The organism is Hyphomicrobium sp. CS1BSMeth3 (assembly GCF_900117415.1).
Lineage (GTDB): Bacteria > Pseudomonadota > Alphaproteobacteria > Rhizobiales > Hyphomicrobiaceae.
Window position 1 is genome coordinate 141492 of record NZ_FPEI01000002.1, and the last position, 19012, is coordinate 160503.

The window sequence follows — 19012 nt, forward strand, 5'->3', positions numbered from 1 at the left end:
CTCAGGCGGACTCGGCGCGGCCGAACAGACGACCGAAGCGGGAATGGGCAGCGCTGCCGTTGGGCGCCGGCTCGGCGCGGAAGGTGCGCTTCGGCGCCTCGGGGTTCGGCGAGACATCCAGCGCCAAGCCGTGCTCGCGCGCGAAAAGCATCATGGCGCGCTCGGCGACCGCCGTGATCGTGAAGAGCGGGTGCACGCCGAGCGGACGCGGAATGACCGAGCCATCGCAGATGTAGAGCCCGTCGTGCACGGCATCGGCGCGCTTGGTGGGATCGCCATCGAAGACGCGACCCTTGTGATCGACGACGCCGCTGGTGCGGTCGCGGCCCATGGCGCAGCCACCGAGCGGATGGACCGTCATGAGGTCACCGCCGAGCCACTTGCTGCTGACGGGGTTCGGCACATAGGTGCCGCCGTTGGCCGCGACGCCGGTCCGCAGCATCGCCGAGATGTGCGTGAAGACCGGCTCGTCAGCCGCGTTCGGCCAGTGCACGGCCGCCGTGTCGTCCTCGAAGAGAAGGCGGCCCGCCGCGCCGTCATGGCCGACGGCGAGAAAGGCATGACTGTGGTGCACCGGGCCCTGGTAGGCGCCGGCAAAGAAGCTCTCGGTATTGCGCTTCACGTCAGCGAGGAGGCCGGAAAGGCCGCCGCTCGCTTCCTCGGGCGCAAGCGTCGCGCCGGTCGCGAGCAGCATGGGCATGAGCCGCGCCATGACGCTCGGCACGGTCGCTTCGACAAGCGCGAGACGATCGAGCGGATCGCGGCGGCGGCGCAGATCTATGAGCCCGACCACCGCGGGGCCCGGCGGCGCGACGCGTGCCTTGTCCGAGCGGCCGATGCCGACCGAGTTGACCGGCTTGTCGTAGTTGTAGCCGAAGGACATGACATCGGCGTTGGTCGAGAAGCGCCAGCCGAGGCGGTCCGAGACGCGCAAGCCGTTCTCGCGCGAGCGCATCATGATCTCGGCCGTGCCGAGCGTGCCGGCGGCCAGCACGACCATGGCGGCTGTCACCGTTCCGACCGGCACATGGCTGTCCTTGTCGCCGATCTTGCGGAAGACGACGCGCCAGAGATCGCCGCCGGTCCGCTCCACGAGCCGCACGTTGGCGCCCGTGAAGAGCTCGGCGCCGTGATTGACCGCGTCGGCGAGGTAGGTCGAGTGCACCGTCGTCTTGGCGCCGACATTGCAGCCGCCCATGCAGTCGCCACAGAGCGTGCACGCGGGCTGGACTACGCCGGCTGCGTTCGTCTTCTCCTGAAAGGCAACATGCAGCGGCACGCGCTCGACGTGGTGGCCGATGGCCTTGCCGGCACGCTCGAGCGAGGCGAGCTTGGTCGGCGTGGCCGACAGAGGCAGCGGCTCCGGCGCCAGCATCTGCCGAGCGCGGTGGAAGCCGAGGTTCAGGCGGTGATCGACACGGATCTCCTCGGGCCAGGAGGCGTCCTCGAGCACCATCACGTCCGGCGTCAGGCAAACATTCGCATTGATGAGCGAGGTGCCGCCGAGGCCGCATCCGACGAGCGCGTGCACGTCCTTGCCGACGCGGAGATCGAAGAGGGCATCCTGCGGGCCGATCCGGCGGCCCTTGCCGTTGATCTGCATGGCCGTGCTGGCGGCGAGCAGGTTCTCGGCGAACTCACCGGGCAAGTACTCGCGCCCGCGCTCCAGGACTGCGACCTTGAGGCCGATGCGCGCGAGGCGCGACGCCGCAACGCCGCCGCCATAGCCTGAGCCAACGACGATCACGTCGTAGGTCGGCTTCGCTTGCGCGACCGGACGCGCCAGACGCGACATCTGATTGAACTCCCACCCGTGTATGCGAAACCCGCCAACTCCCGGCGGAAATATCTAACGGGCTATAATGGCATTTGCGAGAGAGGCGCACGCACCTCCGCCGCCGTTGCTGACGCAAGGCGTGGCGGAATGGCAACAGCGAACCGTGCCGGAGTAGCGACGCTGCCGCGACTAAAGCGTCGGGCCTCAAATGCGACCCATGGCCTGTATCGGGGTTCGTAGTCGCATTTGAGGTCCAAAGACGCTTTAGATCCTTAGAGTTCTAGAGCAACTTTGGACGTGAAATTCGCTCCCTGCCTAGCTTCGAAGCGCGGCGAATTTCAAGTCCGTTGCTCTAGCTCTTGCGGATCGCCTTGATGGGCTGGCCGATCTTCCTCTCGAGACGGGCGAGCAGGCGGTCGAGCTCGGCCATGTCGGTCACATCGAGCTTGGGACCCGGCGCGCGGATCGCGGACGAGCGGATAGCACCGCGGCGCTTCAGGATCTCCTTGCGGAGCGGCAGGCCGATACCCTGTTGCAGCTCGTGGCGCAGCAGCGGCAGATAGAGGTCGTAGAGGTCCTCGCCCTCCTCGGGCTTGCCCGCTGCGAAGAGCGCGTGCATCGCAACCATCATGTCCGGGAAGGCAAAGCCGGTCATGGCGCCGTCGGCGCCGCGCAGATATTCCTGCGGCAGGTGGATGCCGCCGTTGCCGCAGAGGATCGGGATGTAGCGGCGCGCCTTGCCGTCGCACGCCTTGCGGATGACCGAGAGCTTGGCGAGCCCCGGCATGTCCTCGTGCTTGAACATGGCAATCTGCGGGAAGGCATCGACGAGGCGCACGAAGCAGTCGGCGCTGAAATAGACGTCGGTGAGCTTGGGATAGTCCTGGATGCAGACCGGGATCGACGGCCCGAGCGCCGTCAGGATCGAGCGCAGGTAGTTCTCGACGGAGGGCTCCGTGGTGAGGCCGCGGATCGGCATGGCCATGACGCCGGCCGCGCCCATCTCCATGACGGCCCGCGCCGTCTTCACGAGCTGGTTCGTGCCGGGATTGGAGACGCCGACGATGATCGGCACGCGCCCCGCCGTGCGCTTGATGAAGCGCTGCGAGACTTCGAGCGTCTCGCTTTCGGAAAGCTTCTGGAATTCGCCCATGACGCCGAGAATGGTCATGCCCTGCACGCCGCAGGCGAGGTAGAAGTCGACGAGGCTGTCGATGCTCTCGAAGTCGATGCGGCCGTCGTCGTGGAAGGGCGTCGCAGCGATGACGTAGAGACCCTTGGCGTCGGCAGTGAGCTTGGCGGTCATGGCGCTCCCTCTTGAGGCCGCGTGGGAAATGATCAAAATCAAGGAACTGTAACACGCCGGCCGGCCATCATGTCGACGGCTCGCGCATATCTCGTGTGGGCTAGCGGAAATCTCCGTGAATGCGGCCTCGACCATCGTGCGTGCGGTCGGAAATCAAGAGAAGGAGCCTACAGCCATGCCTGATCCGTTCGCGCCGCTGGCGGCCATGATCTACGGCAGCGGCCAGGGTCCAGAAATGGACCGCATTCTCGAGAGCGTCGCGCATGATCTCGCCGCAGATGGCCTGCGGCTCGCGGGCGCCGTTCAACACACGGCGCACCCGGCAAGTTCTCCGCGCTGCGGCATGGTGCTCGAGGATCTCGGGAGCGGCGGGATCCACCCCATCGCGGTCGATCCGGGCATCGAGGTGCAAGGCTGCCGCATGGAGCCTGAAAAGATCGAGACGCTGGCCATGCTCGCCGGCGAAGCCATCGATCGCGGCGCCGATCTCTTCGTACTCAATCGCTTCGGCAAGAACGAGATCGCAGGACGCGGCTACCGCGACGTGATTTCCGAAGCCGTCAGCCGCGGCATACCAGTTCTGGTCGGCGTCAGCTCCGCCAATGCCGGCAAGTGGGATGCGTTTGCAAATGCGGGCTACGAGCGTCTCGACATCGATGGCGAAGCGGCGCGGGCATGGTGCCGGAAGGCCGTCGACGCACGACGGCGGCAGAGAGAACAGACATGTTTGATGAAAACCTGATCCGCACCGCCGAAGCCCTGCTCGCGACGCTTCGGGCGCGCAAGCTCATGCTCGCGACGGCGGAGAGTTGCACCGGCGGCCTCATCGCCGGCGTGCTGACCGAGATCGCGGGCTCGTCGGATGTCGTCGAGCGCGGCTTCATCACGTACTCGAACGAGGCCAAGATCGAGCTGATCGACGTGCCGGCCGAGATGATCGCAGCGCATGGCGCAGTCAGCAAGGAGGTGGCGCTCGCCATGGCAGCAGGTGCGCTCGCCCATTCACGCGCGGACATCGCCGTCGCTGTGACGGGCGTGGCGGGTCCCGGGGGCGGCAGCGCGGCAAAACCTGTCGGCCTCGTGCATCTGGCCGCCCAACGGCGCGGGCTACCGCCGATCCATCGCAAGTGCCGCTTTGGCGAGATCGGCCGGCGCGGCATCCGCATGGCGACCGTTGCGGTGGCCTTCGAGATGGTGGACGAGCTGGTCCGGGTGTGAGCGGTTTCAGGCCGAGCTGACGCGCCGGCCGTAGATTGCGTGGGCGCGTTCTTCGAAAGCTTCGGCAAAGCGCCCGAAAGCCTGCTGAAAGAGACCGCCAACGAGCATCTGCAGCAGCATCGACTTGAACTCGTAGTCGATGAAGAACGTCACTTCGCAGCCCCCCGGCTTGTCGACGAAGCCCCACCTGTTGATGAGCTTCGTGAAGGGGCCTTCGACGAGATCGGTCCGCACGCTCGGCGCGGCCCCGTCGAGCGTCACGCGGCTCGTGAAGGTCTCGCGGATGCCCTTGTAGCCGACCTCCATGGCCGCAACGAGCGTACGCTGCTCGCCGTCGCCATCGCGCGAGAGTACGCGCAGGCCCTCGCACAGCGGCAGGAACTCGGGATAGCGCTCGACGTCGGCGACGAGATCGAACATCTCATGCGTCGTGAACGGCACCTGCCGGCGGGTCTCGAATGAGGGCATGGTTTAGCTGCGCCCTTCGCCGCGCAAGGCCCCTGTCCCTCCCCCCTGGTGGGGGAGGTTAGGAGGGGGGGATTGCAGAACGCTGGCGGCAGGGATTCCCCCCACCCCTAACCCCTCCCCACAAGGGGGAGGGGAATTTAGGGCGGCGAGTATTGAAGTGTGCGGCATCCGGCAGAACGACACGTCAGGCCACCTGCGCGGCGCGGGCCGCCTTGAGCCGGGCGAAGTCCGCGTCGGCGTGATAGCTCGAGCGCGTAAGCGGGCTCGACGAGACCAGCAGGAACCCCTTGGCCTGGGCCGTGCGCTTGTAGCTCTCGAACTCGTCGGGCGTGACGAAACGCTTGACCTCGGCGTGCTTGCGCGTCGGCTGCAGGTACTGGCCGATCGTGAGGAAATCGACGTCGGCGGTCCTGAGATCATCCATGAGCTGGAGCACCGCCTCGCGCTCCTCGCCGAGCCCGACCATGATGCCGGACTTCGTGAAGATGGTCGGGTCGAGCTCCTTCGCCCGCTGGAGAATGCGCAGCGAGTGGAAGTAGCGCGCACCAGGCCGGATGCTCGGATAGAGGCCCGGCACGGTCTCCAGATTGTGGTTGAAGACGTCGGGGCGCGCCTCGATGACGACCTCCAGCGCACCGTCCTTGCGCAGGAAGTCCGGCGTCAGCACCTCGACGGTGGTGTTCGGTGCCAGCTTGCGGATCCAGCCGATGACCTCGGCGAAATGCTGCGCGCCGCCATCCGGCAGATCATCTCGATCGACCGAGGTGATGACGACGTGATTGAGCCCGAGCTTGGCAACGGCCTCGCCGACATTGCGTGGCTCTTGCGCGTCGAGCGGCTTCGGCAGGCCGGTCGCGACATTGCAGAAGGCGCAGGCGCGCGTGCAAGTGTCGCCCATGATCATCATGGTGGCGTGGCGCTGGCTCCAGCACTCGCCGATGTTCGGGCAGCCGGCCTCCTCGCAGACCGTATGCAGGCCATGCTGGCGGACGATATTGCGGGTTTCGGTATAGACCGGCGATCCAGGGGCCTTGACGCGGATCCAGTCCGGCTTGCGCAGAACGGGCGTATCGGGTCGCGCAGCCTTCTCGGGATGGCGCGCCGCCCCGGTTCGCTTTCCCCCCGTCATGTCGAAAACGGTGACCATCGGCCTTTACATGCTCTTTTTGGGCTCACCCAACAAGTGCGGGCAACAAGTGAGGCAGCAAGATGGGCGGGCCCTCATCGGCGCCCGCCCAGAAAATACACGATCTGTCAGCCAGTTGCTATCGTATGAGGCGCGCAATCAGGATGACCACGATGGCACCGATCGCGGCTGTGACGATCTGATTGACGATGGGATGCCCCAGATTGATGTTCAACTTGGCCATGTTCAGGAGCCATCCACCGACCACACCGCCGATGACACCGGCAACGATGTAGCCGAGGAGACCCCAAGGGCCGCCGACGACGAGGCTGGCGAGCCAGCCCGCGATGGCACCAACGACAAGCATGACAACGATTGCAGCAGCGTCCATGTGCTCGACCTTCCCGTTTGCGCCGCCCAGCGCGCGGGCGGACCGTCCGAACGATCTTACGCCAACCTGCATTCACAATTTTGAACTGAGTCGTCGCCGCTGTCGATAGGCCGTCCGTCGCACCAACATATTGATGCGACGCACAATATTTTCAAGCTGGCGCGCTAATGTTCCGTGCGCGGCCGGTAGGCCATGATCGCGGCCGCGACAATGACGGTCACAACCACCATGCCAAGCGACCACGGCAGCAGCCGGCCGTGGAAGAGGGGCAGGGTCGCAAACACGAGCAGGCTCGAGGCGAGCTGGGAGACGAAGCCGATGGTCGAGGACGCGACGCCGGCGATCTCGCGGTGCGGGTCGATGACGAGGCTCACGGCGTTCGACATCACGACGAGGAACGCCGCGTTGTAGATCAGCATGAGCGCGGCGAACATGAGCAGACTGATGACGCCGAGATGGCTCAGCAGCGCGATCGTGATGGCCGTCGCGGCGAGCACGAGCGCCGAGGAGCGCGTTGCCGCCATGACGCCGAGGCGACTGATGAGGCGCGCATTGATGTACTGGCCGGCGATGATGCCGGCGCCCGTCGTCGCGAACAGCGCCGTGAAGGCGAGCCCCTCGATGCCGAACGCGCTCTTGTAGAGGCGCGGCGCGTTCGTGACATACGAGAGAATGGCGAACGAGTTGATGCCGGAGAGCAGCACGAAATAGCGAGACTGCCGATTGGCGAACACGCGGCCGATCGCGTTCGCGAGACGCACCGGCGCAATGGCCCCCCGATCCGGCGACTTGTTGGTCTCCTGAAGACGCATCAGGGTCATGGTTGCGAGGCCGGCGCCATAGATGGCCATGCCGACGAAGACGCCGCGCCACTCGCCGATGACGACGAGCCCGTAGCCGACCAGCGGCGCGATGATGGGCCCGAGTGCGATGACCGAGCTCGCAAAGGCCATGGTGCGGGCAAGCTCGGGGCCCGAGTGGACATCGCGGAGCAGGGCGCGGGCGATCACGGCGCCGCAGGCACTGCCGAAGCCCTGCAGCGCGCGGCCGTAGAGTGCGACCGTCAGCGTGTCGGCCGCAGCGGCGATCAGTGCGCCCGCGATATAGCAGGCGACACCCGTCAGGATGACGGGTTTGCGCCCGTAGGCATCCGAGGCGGGACCGAAAACGAGCTGGCCGATGGCGGAGCAGAACAGAAACACGGGGATGACGGCCTGCACGTGCTCGATGGGCGCCCCGAGGCTCTTCTCCATCGACCAGAAGGCCGGCAGCGTGATGTCGCAGGAAAAGGCGTTCAGGGCGAGCAGCAGCCCTGTGAACATCACCAGAAACGGGCGCGACATGCCGTGGCCCCCCAAAGCCTATCGTCAGCTTTTCGTCGATCGCTGGGAGCGTGTACGGACGGCCACCCGCGGCATCTGCTTATAGGCGGGGGCGAGGGGCAGCGGCCACAGGGCGTTTTCGCGCAGGTCATGCGCATTTGCGGCAGGGCCCTCTGCCGCCGCCGGGCGACACGGACCGGGGCGGACTGCTATAGTGAGCCCGATCCCCTATCCCGACATTGCATGAGGTAGACGATGGTGAAGGCGATTTCCGCCCGGACCGTAAAGACAATGCTCTCCGATGGCGAGGAGATCGCTCTCCTCGATGTACGCGAGACAGGGCAATACGCCGACGGGCATCCGTTCTTCGCCGTGCCGCTGGCGTATAGCCGCCTGGAGATCGACCTCGAGCGCCTGGTCCCGCGCCGGAGCGCGCGCATCGTGCTGATGGATGACGGTGATGGCGTCGCGGAACGTGCCGCGCGCCGGGCCGAGGGCCTCGGCTACAGCGACGTCGCGATCATGGAAGGTGGCGCGCCGGCCTGGAAAGCCGCCGGCTACACACTCTTCGACGGCGTGAACCTGCCGTCCAAGACGTTCGGCGAGCTCGTCGAGCTCGAGCGCCATACGCCGCGCGTCACCGCCGAAGACCTCGTCGCCATGAAGAAGCGCGGCGACAACATGGTCATCGTCGACGGCCGCACCTGGGCGGAGTACCAGCGCTTCAACATTCCGGGCGGAATAAGCTGCCCCAATGGCGAGCTGGCGCTGCGCATCGACGCCATCGCGCCCGACCCGAACACGCGGATCGTCGTCAATTGCGCCGGCCGGACGCGCTCGATCATCGGCGCGCAGACGCTGATCGACCTCGGCGTGCCGAACGAGGTCGTGGCACTGGAGAACGGCACGCAGGGCTGGTTCCTCGCCGGCCATGAGAACGAGCGCGGGGCCTCCCGCAAATACCCGGAACCGTCGCTCAGCGGGGAGAAGCTCGCCGAGCGCCGCGCTCGCGCCGCCGAGCACGCTGCTCGTTGTGGCGTGCGTGCGGTTACGGCGGCCGATGTGCGCGCCTGGCTCGCCGATCCGCGCCGCACGACCTACCTTCTCGACGTGCGCACACCCGAGGAAGTTGCCGCTGCGCCGCTTCCCGGCTTCGTGCACGCACCGGGTGGCCAGCTCCAGCAGGCGACGGACCAGTGGATAGGCGTCAAAGGCGCACGCGTCGTGCTCGCCGACGGCGAAGGTGTACGCGCACCCATGGTGGCGGCGTGGCTGCGTCAGCTCGGTCATGAGGCCTGCGTGCTCGAAGATCGCGACAATGCTCCGAGCATTGCGGCGTCCTTGCCGGAGGATCGCCGGCCGCGTGGGCCCGAGCTCCTCAAGGCGCGCGCCAGAGAGCTGCACGCCGTCACCCCGCAGGGGCTCTCGGCCCTGCTCTGGTCCGGCGGCAGCGTGGCGCTCGATCTAAGAGGTAGCCAGGACTATCGCGATGGCCATATCCCCGGCTCGGTCTGGGCCACGCGTCCGCGGATCGCGAAGGCGGTCGCAGATATCGCCCAGCCCGTGGTCCTGATCGCGGACAGCCCCGAGATCGCGGCGGCCGCGAGCATCGACCTCGCCGAGCTCGGCGTTCGGGAAATCTCCGTCCTCGCCGGCGGCGCCAAGGCCTGGAAGGCTGACGGGCAGGCCCTCAATGCAACGGCCGACAATCCACCCGACGGCACTCGGATCGACTTCGTTTTTCACACGCACCAGCGCCACGATGGCAACGTCGAGGCCGCTCGCGCGTATCTCGCCTGGGAGGTGGACCTCGTCGGCCGCCTGGACGAGCAGGAGCGTGGCGTCTTCCGCATTCCCGGCCACTAAGGCCGGCCGGAAAAAGGACGTCTTGCAAATGACACCGGGCGGCGCCACTTGTTCGGGGTTCGCCCGTATGCTGAATTGTTCTTGACTGGCGGCCCTTCGGCCGGCAAGGGCTCGCGGCGCCGGGAGACCGAGGCCAGGAGTTACCGTCATGCGCTACGATGATCAGGATCGCGAGAGCAGCAACGTCGAGGATCGGCGCGGGCAGGGCGGCGGCGGTGGCTTCCGTTTCCCGGGCGGCGGCGGTCGCGGCGTCCAGATTCCTATTCCCATGGGCCGCGGTGGCGGTGGCTTCAGCATCACGACGCTGCTGATCATCGGCGCCATCATGCTGCTGTTCGGGCTCAATCCGCTCGATCTCCTGCGCGGCGGCAGCCCGGGCGGCTTCAGCTTCCCCGATATGCCGCAGAACCAGCGCGTCGACCGCCCCGGTAGCGGCACGAACCCGTTCGACATTCCGGGCCTGCCGGGGAGCCGCGACGGGACGCCTCAGCAGCCCGGCCAGCCGGCGCAGCGCTCGGCACGCCCCGACGATCAGGCTGCGCAATTCGTCCGCCGCGTGCTCGCCGACACCGAGGATGTCTGGGGCCGCGTCTTCCAGTCCTTTGGCCGCAAGTACGAGGAGCCGCGTCTCGTGATGTTCTCGGGCGGCACGAATTCGGCGTGCGGCCAGGGCGTCGCGCAGATGGGCCCGTTCTATTGCCCGCTCGACAAGAAGGTCTACATCGACCTCTCCTTCTTCAATGAGCTCGACCGGCGGTTCGGCGCGCCTGGCGATTTCGCGCAGGCTTACGTCGTCGCGCATGAGGTCGGCCATCACGTGCAGAACCTGCTCGGCATTGCCAGCAAGGTGCAGGAAGCCAAGCAGCGCATCCCCGAGCGGCAGGCGAACGCGTTGCAGGTCCGCATGGAGCTGCAGGCCGATTGCCTCGCGGGCGTGTGGGCCTCGGTCAACGATCAGCTCAAGAAGCGGCTGCAGCCGGGCGACGTCGAGGCGGGCCTGCGTGCCGCGGCTGCGATCGGCGACGACATGATCCAGAAGAAGATGCAAGGCCGTGTCGTGCCCGAGGCCTTCACGCATGGATCGTCGGAGCAGCGGGTGCGCTGGTTCCGCCGCGGTCTCGAGTCCGGCCAGATCCGCGATTGCGACACGTTCAACACGAGCGATCTCTAGCTCTCGGTCTCGAGGCCTAGCCGCTCGCCGCCGTAGACGCCCTCGCGCAGAGGGCGCCACCAGCGCTCGTTGTCGAGATACCAGCGGACCGTGCGCTCGATCCCGCTCTCGAAGGTTTCTTCGGCGCGCCAGCCGAGCTCGGTCTCGATCTTCGTCGGATCGATCGCGTAGCGCCGGTCATGGCCGGGCCGATCGGCGACGAACGTGATCAGCTCGCGATATGGACGTGCTGCCGGGCGCAGCCGGTCGAGCGTTGCACAGAGCGTCTCCACGACCCCGATGTTGGTTCGTGGCGCGCGCCCGCCGATTGCGTAGATCTCGCCTACGCGCCCGCGCTCCAGGGCCAGCACGAGCCCGCGCACATGATCATCGACAAAGAGCCAGTCGCGCTGATGGAGGCCATCGCCATAGACGGGCAGCGGCACGCCTTCGAGCGCGTTGATGAACATGTGCGGGATCAGCTTCTCGGGAAACTGATACGGGCCGTAGTTGTTCGAGCAGTTCGTCGTGATCGTCGGCAGGCCGTAGGTCTCGCGCCATGCGCGTGCGAGATGATCCGAGGCGGCCTTGCTCGCCGAATAGGGCGAGTTGGGCGCGTATGGTGTCCTCTCGTCGAAGATGACTTCGGGCGGCGCGCTGCCGAACACCTCGTCCGTCGAGCAATGCAGAAAGCGGAAAGCGCTGCGCTTCGCCTCTGGCAGCTTCTGCCAATAGGCTCGCGCGGCCTCGAGCAGCGTATAGGTGCCGACGACGTTCGTCTCGATGAACCGGGCCGGGCCGTCGATCGAGCGGTCCACGTGGCTCTCGGCGGCAAGATGCAGGATCGCATCGGGCGCGGCCTCGGCAATGATCGCATCCATGGCCACGCGATTGCAGATGTCAGCCTGGACGAAGCGGTAGCCGGGCCGATTGGCAATGGGATCGAGCGAGCGGAGATTGGCCGCGTACGTCAGGCAGTCGACGTTCACCACCTGCCAGCCCCGCTCCGTGAGCAGATGCCGGCAGAGCGTCGAGCCAATGAAGCCGGCACCTCCCGTGACAATGACTTTCATAGCACCTGCATCGGATCCCGCTGCCCGCCCCGGATGCACGATGCATCCAGCAAGAGCCAACTCGCGCAAGGCCTACAATTACCGTTAATTGGGGCAAGTGGACCGCATTTCATAGGGCCGCAGGCGTTGCGGGCCCGGCGGCGAGCCTCTATGTCTGCCGCGAGAGCCGGAACCGCAAACACAATGTCCAAGCCCCGCCCCAGCCCCGATACCGCGTCGCGCCAGCCGGCGCCGACCATGGGCCTGAGCCTCATCGAGAGCAATGGCTTTGCCGACTACCGGCTCATCGACAGCGGCAATGGCCGCAAGCTGGAGCGCTTTGGCAAGATCATCGTCGACCGGCCCGAGCCGCAGGCGCTCTGGCGCCCCCTGGCCGACGAGAAGCAGTGGGCCGGCGCGCACGCCGTGTTTTCCGCGAGCGATGATGAAGAGAGCGGGCGCTGGCGGAATAACAAGCCGGTGCCGGAAAGCTGGCCTGTTCGGCTCGAAGATGCCGTCACGCTGAGCTGCCGGCTCAGTGCCTTCCGCCATCTCGGCATCTTCCCCGAGCAGCTTCCGCACTGGCGCTGGATGATCGACGCGCTCAAGCAGCAGAGCGGCAGCGAACGTCCCCGCGTGCTCAATCTCTTTGCTTATACGGGCGCCGCGACCTTGCTCGCAGCACATGCCGGCGCCGAGGTCACGCACGTCGATGCCTCGAAGAAGGCGATCACGTGGGCGCGGGAGAACCAGGCGGCATCGGGTCTGAAGGACGCCCCCGTCCGCTGGATGCTGGAGGATGCGCGCAAATTCGTGCAGCGCGAGGTGCGTCGCGGCAAGAAGTACGACGTGATCCTCGTCGATCCGCCGAAGTTCGGGCGCGGGCCGAACAATGAAACGTGGGATCTCTTCATCGACCTGCCGGATATGCTGCGCAACTGCGCTGCGCTGCTCGCGGGACCGCGGAGCGCGCTCATCCTGACGGCCTACGCGATCCGCGCCTCGGCGCTCATGCTCGACCAGCTCTGTCGCGAGGCGCTGGCTGAAAAGGGCGGCCGCTTCGAAAGTGGCGAGCTCGCCATTCGCGAGGAAGGCGGCGCGCGGGCCGTGCCGACATCGCTCTTCACGCGCTGGTGCGGCGATGACCTCAAGATCTGATCGTGGCCCGCCCGCCTCGCGCGTCATCACCAGCCTGACGAACGATCGCGTCAAGCTCATCCGCTCGCTCGACATGCGCAAGGCGCGCCGCGAGACGGGGCTTTTCGTTGCCGAGGGCGCCTCCGTGCTCATGACGGCGCGCGAGAACGGCTGGCGGCCGCAGATCCTCGCTCATGGTGCGGAGGCTCGCGAAAGCCGCGCGCACCGCGAGCTCATTGATTGGGCGCTCCGTGAGGGCACAGAGGGGCTCGAAGTCTCGCACGCGGTGCTGGAAAAGCTCGCAGCGAAGGAGAACCCGCAGAACCTCATGGGCGTGTTCGAGCAACGCTGGGCGGCGCTGCCGGAGACGAAGTCGCTGGCGAAGTCGGCGCTCTGGGTGGCACTCGACGAGATCCGCGATCCCGGCAATCTCGGCACGATCATCCGGACGGTCGATGCGGTCGGCGCCGATGGCGTGATCCTGGTCGGTAACTGCTGCGATCCCTATCAGCGCGAGGCCGTGCGCGCGACCATGGGCTCGCTGTTCGCCGTGCCGCTCGTGAAGGTCGAGCGCGCGGCGTTCGTCCATTGGGCGAAGACCTGGCCCGGCGATCGCATCGGCACGCATCTCGATGCGACCGCAGACTTTCGCGATGGTGGCTACAAAGGACCGACGCTGCTGCTCATGGGCCGCGAAGGTCCGGGCATGTCGGACGAGGTGGCTGCCGTCTGCAACCGCCTCGTGAAGATCCCGATGGCCGGGCGCCTCGACTCGCTCAATCTCGCTGTCGCGACAGCACTCATGCTCTATGAAGTGAAGCGCTCAGCGTTGAAGCTTTAGCGTCGCGCCTTCGGCGCGAGCGGGGCTACCGCCCCTGCACCCCGTCCGGGGGACACCCCCGGAACCCCCGCCTTTTTGTCATTTGGAGATTGTGCATTCGGCAGCGTCATACGCGACGCTCTGACTTCCCCCTCTCCCCGCAAGCGGGGAGAGGGTCGGGGTGAGGGGCGGGAGCTTGCTGAAGCGTCAGCGTATGCCGCCGCCCCTCATCCTAACCTTCTCCCCGTAAGGACGGGGAGAAGGGACAACGGCGCACTCATGGCGAGCGGCTGCGTCCGCTCAAGCCACCTTATCCATCTTCTCCAGCTCATCGATCATGCCTTCGATGACCGAGAGGCCCTTCTTCCAGAAAGTCGGATCCGCAGCGTTCAAGCCGAACGGCGCCAGCAGCTCCGTGTGATGCTTCGAGCCGCCCGCCTTGAGCATGTCGAAGTACTTCTCGACGAAACCCGGATGCGCCTCCTGATAGAGCCCGTAGAGAGAGTTCACGAGGCAGTCGCCGAAGGCGTACGCGTACACGTAGAACGGCGAATGAATGAAATGCGGGATGTAGGACCAGAAGACCTCGTAGCCCGGCTTCATCTCGATCGCCGGCCCGAGGCTCTCGCCCTGCACCGACATCCATAGCTCGCCGAGCTTGTCCGCCGTCAGCTCGCCCTCGCGGCGCGCCTCGTGCACCTTGCGCTCGAAAGAATAGAACGCGATCTGGCGCACGACCGTGTTGATCATGTCCTCGACCTTCTGCGCCATGAGTGCCTTCTTCTCGCGCGGATTGGTCGTCCCCGCGAGAAGAGCGCGGAAGGTCAGCATCTCGCCGAACACTGAAGCGGTCTCAGCGAGCGTCAGCGGCGTCGGCGCGAGCAGCGCCCCCTGCGGCGCCGCCAGCACCTGATGCACGCCATGGCCAAGCTCGTGCGCGAGCGTCATCACGTCCCGCGGCTTACCCTGGTAGTTGAGCAGGATGTAGGGATGCGCGGAGGGCGTCGTCGGATGCGAGAAGGCGCCCGAGGCCTTGCCTTCGCGCACGGGCGCGTCGATCCAGCCCTTGTTGAAGAACGGCAGCGCGATCTCGGCCATGCGCGGCGCGAAGCCGGCGTAGGCATCGAGCACGATCTTCTCGGCGTCCTTCCAGGCATAGACCTGATCGGGTTTGTCGGGCAGCGGCGCATTGCGATCCCAGTGCGCGAGCTTGTCCATGCCGAGCCAGCGCGCCTTCATCGCATAGTAGCGGTGCGAGATGCGCGGATAGGCATCGCGCACCGCGCTGACGAGCGCCTCGACGACCTCCGGCTCGACGCGGTTCGCGAGGTGGCGCGAGTCGGCGACATCCTTGTAGCCGCGCCAGCGATCCGAGATCTCCTTGTCCTTGGCGAGCGTGTTGGTGATCAGCGTGAAGAGGCGGATGTTGTCCTTGAAGACCTTCGCCAGCGCCTCGGCACCGGCCTGCCGCCGCGCGGATTCGGGATGCATGAGCAGGTTGAGCGTCGGCTCGAGGCTCAGGGGCTTCGCCTCCCCCTCGACCTCGAAGCGCAGCGCCGCCATGGTCTCGTTGAAGAGCCGGTCCCAGGCCGCCCGCGAGGTCGCGGCCTTCTCCACGAAGAGTCGCTCGAGCTGCTCCTCGAGCTGGTAAGGCTTTTCCTTGCGCAAGTCCGCAAACCACGGCGCATAGCGCGCGAGATCGGGATGCGCGAGCGCCTTGGCGATCGCCGCATCATCGATCTGGTTCATTTCGAGTTCGAAGAAGACGAGCTCGGTCGAGATCGCCGTGATCTTCGTCTGCATGTCGCCGAAGAACTTGGCGCGCTCGCCGTCGGACGTATTAGCGTAGTAGAGGAGGCCAGCGAACGAGCCGATACGGCCGATCACATCGGCGAGCTTCTCGTAGGCCTTCAAGGCCACCGCCAATGCCGCGCCGTCACTGCCGATGGCGAGGAGCTTGCCCTGATATTCCGCCCGAATGCGGCGCGCCTCCTCGCTTGCCCAGGCGAGATCCCGCTTCAGCTCGGCGGAGTCCGTCCCTGGATAGAGGTCGCGGAGGTCCCATTCCGGCATTGGGCCGAGGGCGGCTTCGCTGGTGCTCATGAGCGGTCTCCGAATCTGTTTGCCGTCTTGTCTCTCAACATTCTTGCACGGCACTGGCAAGGCGCGGACGCGGCGCGGCATTGTGGCTCGGCTTAGCGTCGCCTGAGATTCGAGTTGTATTTCAAGCGCCTCAGCCTGCAGAGCCAGGCCGCTCAGAAAAAATTCAAAAGCGATCGTTTCGAAACGATCCATTTACCCCGCTCGGGCACTCTCGCCCCGTGAGTAAGCCGCTCCTGAGGATCTGTTCGAAATTGGGCCGCGCCCCGAACGACCCAGGATGACCGGCCTACGTGTCCCGTATCGTTGCGTGAGTATGCCTCATGTCCAAGCGCGTCCTCGTCGTCGATGACGACCCCGCTCAGCGCCGCATCCTTGAAGAAATGATCAAGCGGTTGGGCTACGACGCCCGCACCGCACAGGGCGGCGAGCACGCCCTCCAGATCCTCGAAGGCCCCGAAGGCCCCTCGATCTCCATCGTCCTCCTCGACCTCGTCATGCCCGGCACCGACGGTATGACCGTGCTCGAGCGCCTCGGCTCGAAGCCCGGCACCCCGCCGATCATCGTGCAGACCGCTAACGGCTCGATCGAGGCCGCCATCGGTGCGATGCGCGCCGGCGCCGCCGATTTCGTCGTCAAGCCGGCGAGCCAGGAGCGTCTCGACGTCTCCATCAAGAGCGCGCTCAAGATCGAGGCCTTGCAGGGCGAGATCACGCGCATCAAGAGGAAGGTCGAGGGCACGCTGACCTTCAACGACCTCGTCATGCGCGGCGACGTCATGCACAAGGTCATCGCGCTCGGCCGCCGCGCCGCAGCCTCCAACATCCCCGTTCTCATCGAGGGCGAGTCCGGCGTCGGCAAGGAGCTGATCGCGCGCGCCATCCAGGGCGAGAGCGAGCGCGTCGGCAAGCCGTTCGTCACCGTGAACTGCGGCGCCATCCCCGAGAATCTGGTCGAAAGCATCCTCTTCGGCCATGAGAAGGGCTCGTTCACCGGCGCCGTCGACAAGCGCATCGGCAAGTTCCAGGAGGCCGACGGCGGCACGCTCTTCCTCGACGAGGTCGGCGAGCTTCCGCTCGATGCCCAGGTCAAGCTGCTGCGCGCGCTGCAGGAAGGCGAGATCGATCCGGTCGGCTCGAAGAAGAGCCTCAAGGTGAACTTCCGCCTGATCTCGGCGACGAACCGCGACATGATCCAGCTCGTCAAGGAAGGCAAGTTCCGCGAGGACCTCTACTATCGCCTGAACGTCTTCCCGATCGTGGTGCCACCGCTGCGCGAGCGCATCGATGACGTGCCCGAGCTCGCGCGCCATTTCCTCGCCCGTTTCGCGGCCGAGGAAGGCAAGCGGATCACCTCGATCACCAGCGACGCCATGGACATGCTCGTCAGCTACGCCTGGCCCGGCAACGTCCGCCAGCTCGAGAATGCTGTCTTCCGTGCAGTGGTGCTGGCCGACAAGTCCGAGCTGACCGTAGACGAGTTCCCACAGATCGCCGCGCACGTCGAAGGCTTCCGCGCCGAGATGCCCGAGGCGCCGGAGTACGTCGATCCCCATCCGGCCTACACCGGCCCGGCCCTGCTCGGCGCCGAGGACAGCATCCCGCGCACCATCGAGGTGCGCGAGTCCGGCAAGGGCGCGCTCGGCATTCCGGCCATCGACGACAGCGGCGAGATCCGCTCGCTCGAGGCCATGGAAGCCGACATGATCCGCCTCGCGCTCGGCCGCTACCGCGGGCACATGACCGAGGTGGCCAAGCGCCTCAACATCGGCCGCTCGACGCTCTACCGCAAGATGCGCGACTACGGCCTCGAAGGGCGCTTGAACTGACCGGTACCCCGCGCGAAACCACTGATTTCTTGTCTCGGCCGGGCCTCGGTGCCCGGCCGATGTGCATTTCGAGGCTCATTCCTCAGCGGCCTTGTGTTCGCCATTGGGACGGCTAATCTCCCCGCCCATAAGCTCAAGCCGGAGAGAAGCGCATGGCCAAGGGATACTGGATTGCCCACGTGAAGGTGCGTGATCCCGAGCGCTACAAGGACTATGTCGCGGCAAACGCCGTTGCCTTCAAGAAGTACAATGCGCGGTTCATCGTGCGCGGCGGCAAGAACGAGGCCCGCGGAAACCCGATTACGGGCGATCGCCACGTCGTCATCGAGTTCGAGAGCTACGATGTCGCACGCGCCTGCTATGACAGCCCGGAGTACAAGGCGGCCGCCGCCATTCGCGACGAAGCGTCCGACGCCAGCGTCGTCATCATCGAGGGATATGACGGCTGAAGCCAGACGGAAGTAAGACAGTCCCCTCCCCGTGCTTACGGGGAGAGGGAGAGATAGGAGCGACCACTTGATCGAGGATGAGCCATTCCGGGATCCGGGCGTGCGCCGCCGCCGGCGCCTGCTCTTTCGCGAGCGCAAGATCCCCGTGCGGATGCTGGTGCCGAATTTCTTCACGCTGCTGAGCCTGTGCGCCGGCGTGACGGCAATCCGCATGGCCATCGAGCATCGCTTCGAGTTGGCGATCGGCCTCATCGTCGTCGCCGCTATTCTCGACGGTGTCGATGGCCGGCTCGCACGCGCGCTCAAGGCGCAGTCGCGCTTCGGCGCCGAGCTCGACAGCCTCGCCGACTTCATCAACTTCGGCGTCGCGCCCGCGATCGTGCTCTTCACGTGGGGACTTTCCGGCCTCAAGGGCTTCGGCTGGATCTCGGTGCTGCTCTTTGCCTGCGGCATGGGACTGCGGCTCGCGCGCTTCAACTCCATGCTGGAGGTGGACAAGCCCAAGTGGCAGTCGAACTACTTCACCGGAATGCCGGCCCCTGCCGGCGCCATCACGGTGCTGCTGCCCTTCTACATCAACGGCCTCGGCTGGATCGATGTGCGCGGCTATCCGCTGGTGATTGCGATCTACACGCTCACTATGGCCTTCCTGCTCGTCTCAACGATCCCGACCTTCTCGGGCAAGCTCATGGGTGAGCGCATCCGTGGCGAGCTGATACTTCCGATCATGACGGCGGCGGCAGCTCTCGTCGGACTGCTCGTGACATATCCCTACGGCACGCTGACCGTCCTCACGCTCGCCTATCTCGCGATGATCCCATACAGCTACCGGCGCTTCCAGCAGCTCCAGAGAGAGTGGGACCGCGCCCACCCGACGGAGGCATCGAAAGAAGCCGCGGCACCTGCGACAGGCAGTGTGACATCGCGCGTCGCCGCCAACGATCCGGGCTCGGAGAGCGACGCGAAGCGGGGCTCGTCCTGAGCAGGTGATCGTACCTCTG

General features: G+C 66.2%; 17 protein-coding genes. 9 read left to right on the top strand and 8 right to left on the bottom strand.

Annotated elements, in window-relative coordinates; translation table 11 throughout:
* Position 1 precedes the first annotated feature (1 nt).
* Both CS1BSM3_RS00640 and CS1BSM3_RS00645 read right to left on the bottom strand, forming a co-directional pair.
* The gene (locus CS1BSM3_RS00640; RefSeq protein ID WP_072385042.1) at positions 2 to 1795 is read right to left on the bottom strand and encodes a GMC family oxidoreductase N-terminal domain-containing protein; all 1794 of its coding nucleotides are present in this window, start codon (positions 1793 to 1795) and stop codon (positions 2 to 4) included.
* Between the two features lie 334 nt (positions 1796 to 2129).
* Positions 2130 to 3083 carry a dihydrodipicolinate synthase family protein gene (locus tag CS1BSM3_RS00645; RefSeq protein ID WP_072385043.1) on the bottom strand — a complete coding sequence of 318 codons (954 nt, stop codon included), beginning with the start codon at positions 3081 to 3083 and terminating at the stop codon, positions 2130 to 2132.
* Between the two features lie 175 nt (positions 3084 to 3258).
* On the opposite strand from CS1BSM3_RS00645, the gene CS1BSM3_RS00650 reads away from it, so the two are divergent.
* Complete coding sequence (locus CS1BSM3_RS00650; RefSeq protein ID WP_143149027.1) at positions 3259 to 3825, top strand: DUF2478 domain-containing protein; 567 nt, start codon at positions 3259 to 3261, stop codon at positions 3823 to 3825.
* Entirely contained in the window at positions 3807 to 4301 is a 495-nt protein-coding gene (locus CS1BSM3_RS00655; protein ID WP_072385233.1) for a CinA family protein, read from the top strand. The genes CS1BSM3_RS00650 and CS1BSM3_RS00655 overlap by 19 nt, the downstream gene beginning before the upstream one ends.
* A gap of 6 nt (positions 4302 to 4307) precedes the next feature.
* Here the strand turns inward: CS1BSM3_RS00655 and CS1BSM3_RS00660 are convergent, their stop codons facing one another.
* The 4 genes from CS1BSM3_RS00660 to CS1BSM3_RS00675 form a co-directional block, all read right to left on the bottom strand.
* Positions 4308 to 4769 (bottom strand): type II toxin-antitoxin system RatA family toxin, encoded by a 462-nt coding sequence (locus tag CS1BSM3_RS00660; protein WP_072385044.1) that lies wholly within the window; start codon positions 4767 to 4769, stop codon positions 4308 to 4310.
* Between the two features lie 184 nt (positions 4770 to 4953).
* Complete coding sequence (lipA, locus tag CS1BSM3_RS00665; RefSeq protein ID WP_072385045.1) at positions 4954 to 5916, bottom strand: lipoyl synthase; 963 nt, start codon at positions 5914 to 5916, stop codon at positions 4954 to 4956.
* 118 nt (positions 5917 to 6034) lie between these two features.
* Positions 6035 to 6286: a GlsB/YeaQ/YmgE family stress response membrane protein gene (locus CS1BSM3_RS00670; protein WP_072385046.1), complete on the bottom strand. Its 252-nt coding sequence runs from the start codon at positions 6284 to 6286 to the stop codon at positions 6035 to 6037.
* 164 nt (positions 6287 to 6450) lie between these two features.
* Entirely contained in the window at positions 6451 to 7629 is a 1179-nt protein-coding gene (locus CS1BSM3_RS00675) for a multidrug effflux MFS transporter (RefSeq protein ID WP_072385047.1), read from the bottom strand.
* A 234-nt stretch (positions 7630 to 7863) separates the two neighbouring features.
* Here CS1BSM3_RS00675 and CS1BSM3_RS00680 point away from each other — a divergent pair, with 234 nt between their 5' ends.
* A complete protein-coding gene (locus tag CS1BSM3_RS00680; protein WP_072385048.1) occupies positions 7864 to 9474 on the top strand; it encodes a rhodanese-like domain-containing protein in 1611 nt (536 codons plus the stop codon).
* A gap of 148 nt (positions 9475 to 9622) precedes the next feature.
* Positions 9623 to 10645 carry a KPN_02809 family neutral zinc metallopeptidase gene (locus CS1BSM3_RS00685; protein WP_072385049.1) on the top strand — a complete coding sequence of 341 codons (1023 nt, stop codon included), beginning with the start codon at positions 9623 to 9625 and terminating at the stop codon, positions 10643 to 10645.
* Here CS1BSM3_RS00685 and rfbB read toward each other — a convergent pair.
* A complete protein-coding gene (rfbB, locus tag CS1BSM3_RS00690; protein ID WP_072385050.1) occupies positions 10642 to 11697 on the bottom strand; it encodes a dTDP-glucose 4,6-dehydratase in 1056 nt (351 codons plus the stop codon). The genes CS1BSM3_RS00685 and rfbB overlap by 4 nt on opposite strands.
* A gap of 183 nt (positions 11698 to 11880) precedes the next feature.
* Here rfbB and CS1BSM3_RS00695 point away from each other — a divergent pair, with 183 nt between their 5' ends.
* Together CS1BSM3_RS00695 and CS1BSM3_RS00700 are read left to right on the top strand one after the other, a co-directional pair.
* Positions 11881 to 12834 (top strand): class I SAM-dependent methyltransferase, encoded by a 954-nt coding sequence (locus tag CS1BSM3_RS00695; RefSeq protein ID WP_072385051.1) that lies wholly within the window; start codon positions 11881 to 11883, stop codon positions 12832 to 12834.
* A complete protein-coding gene (locus CS1BSM3_RS00700; protein ID WP_072385052.1) occupies positions 12818 to 13654 on the top strand; it encodes a TrmH family RNA methyltransferase in 837 nt (278 codons plus the stop codon). The genes CS1BSM3_RS00695 and CS1BSM3_RS00700 overlap by 17 nt, the downstream gene beginning before the upstream one ends.
* Before the next feature lie 279 nt (positions 13655 to 13933).
* Here the strand turns inward: CS1BSM3_RS00700 and CS1BSM3_RS00705 are convergent, their stop codons facing one another.
* A complete protein-coding gene (locus tag CS1BSM3_RS00705; RefSeq protein ID WP_072385053.1) occupies positions 13934 to 15736 on the bottom strand; it encodes a M3 family oligoendopeptidase in 1803 nt (600 codons plus the stop codon).
* 320 nt (positions 15737 to 16056) lie between these two features.
* Here CS1BSM3_RS00705 and CS1BSM3_RS00710 point away from each other — a divergent pair, with 320 nt between their 5' ends.
* The 3 genes from CS1BSM3_RS00710 (at position 16057) to CS1BSM3_RS00720 (ending at position 18993) form a co-directional block, all read left to right on the top strand.
* Positions 16057 to 17562: a sigma-54-dependent transcriptional regulator gene (locus tag CS1BSM3_RS00710; protein WP_072385054.1), complete on the top strand. Its 1506-nt coding sequence runs from the start codon at positions 16057 to 16059 to the stop codon at positions 17560 to 17562.
* A 152-nt stretch (positions 17563 to 17714) separates the two neighbouring features.
* Positions 17715 to 18011 carry a DUF1330 domain-containing protein gene (locus CS1BSM3_RS00715; protein ID WP_072385055.1) on the top strand — a complete coding sequence of 99 codons (297 nt, stop codon included), beginning with the start codon at positions 17715 to 17717 and terminating at the stop codon, positions 18009 to 18011.
* 67 nt (positions 18012 to 18078) lie between these two features.
* On the top strand, positions 18079 to 18993 hold the full coding sequence (locus tag CS1BSM3_RS00720) for a CDP-alcohol phosphatidyltransferase family protein (protein WP_244540392.1): 915 nt from the start codon (positions 18079 to 18081) through the stop codon (positions 18991 to 18993).
* Positions 18994 to 19012 lie beyond the last annotated feature (19 nt).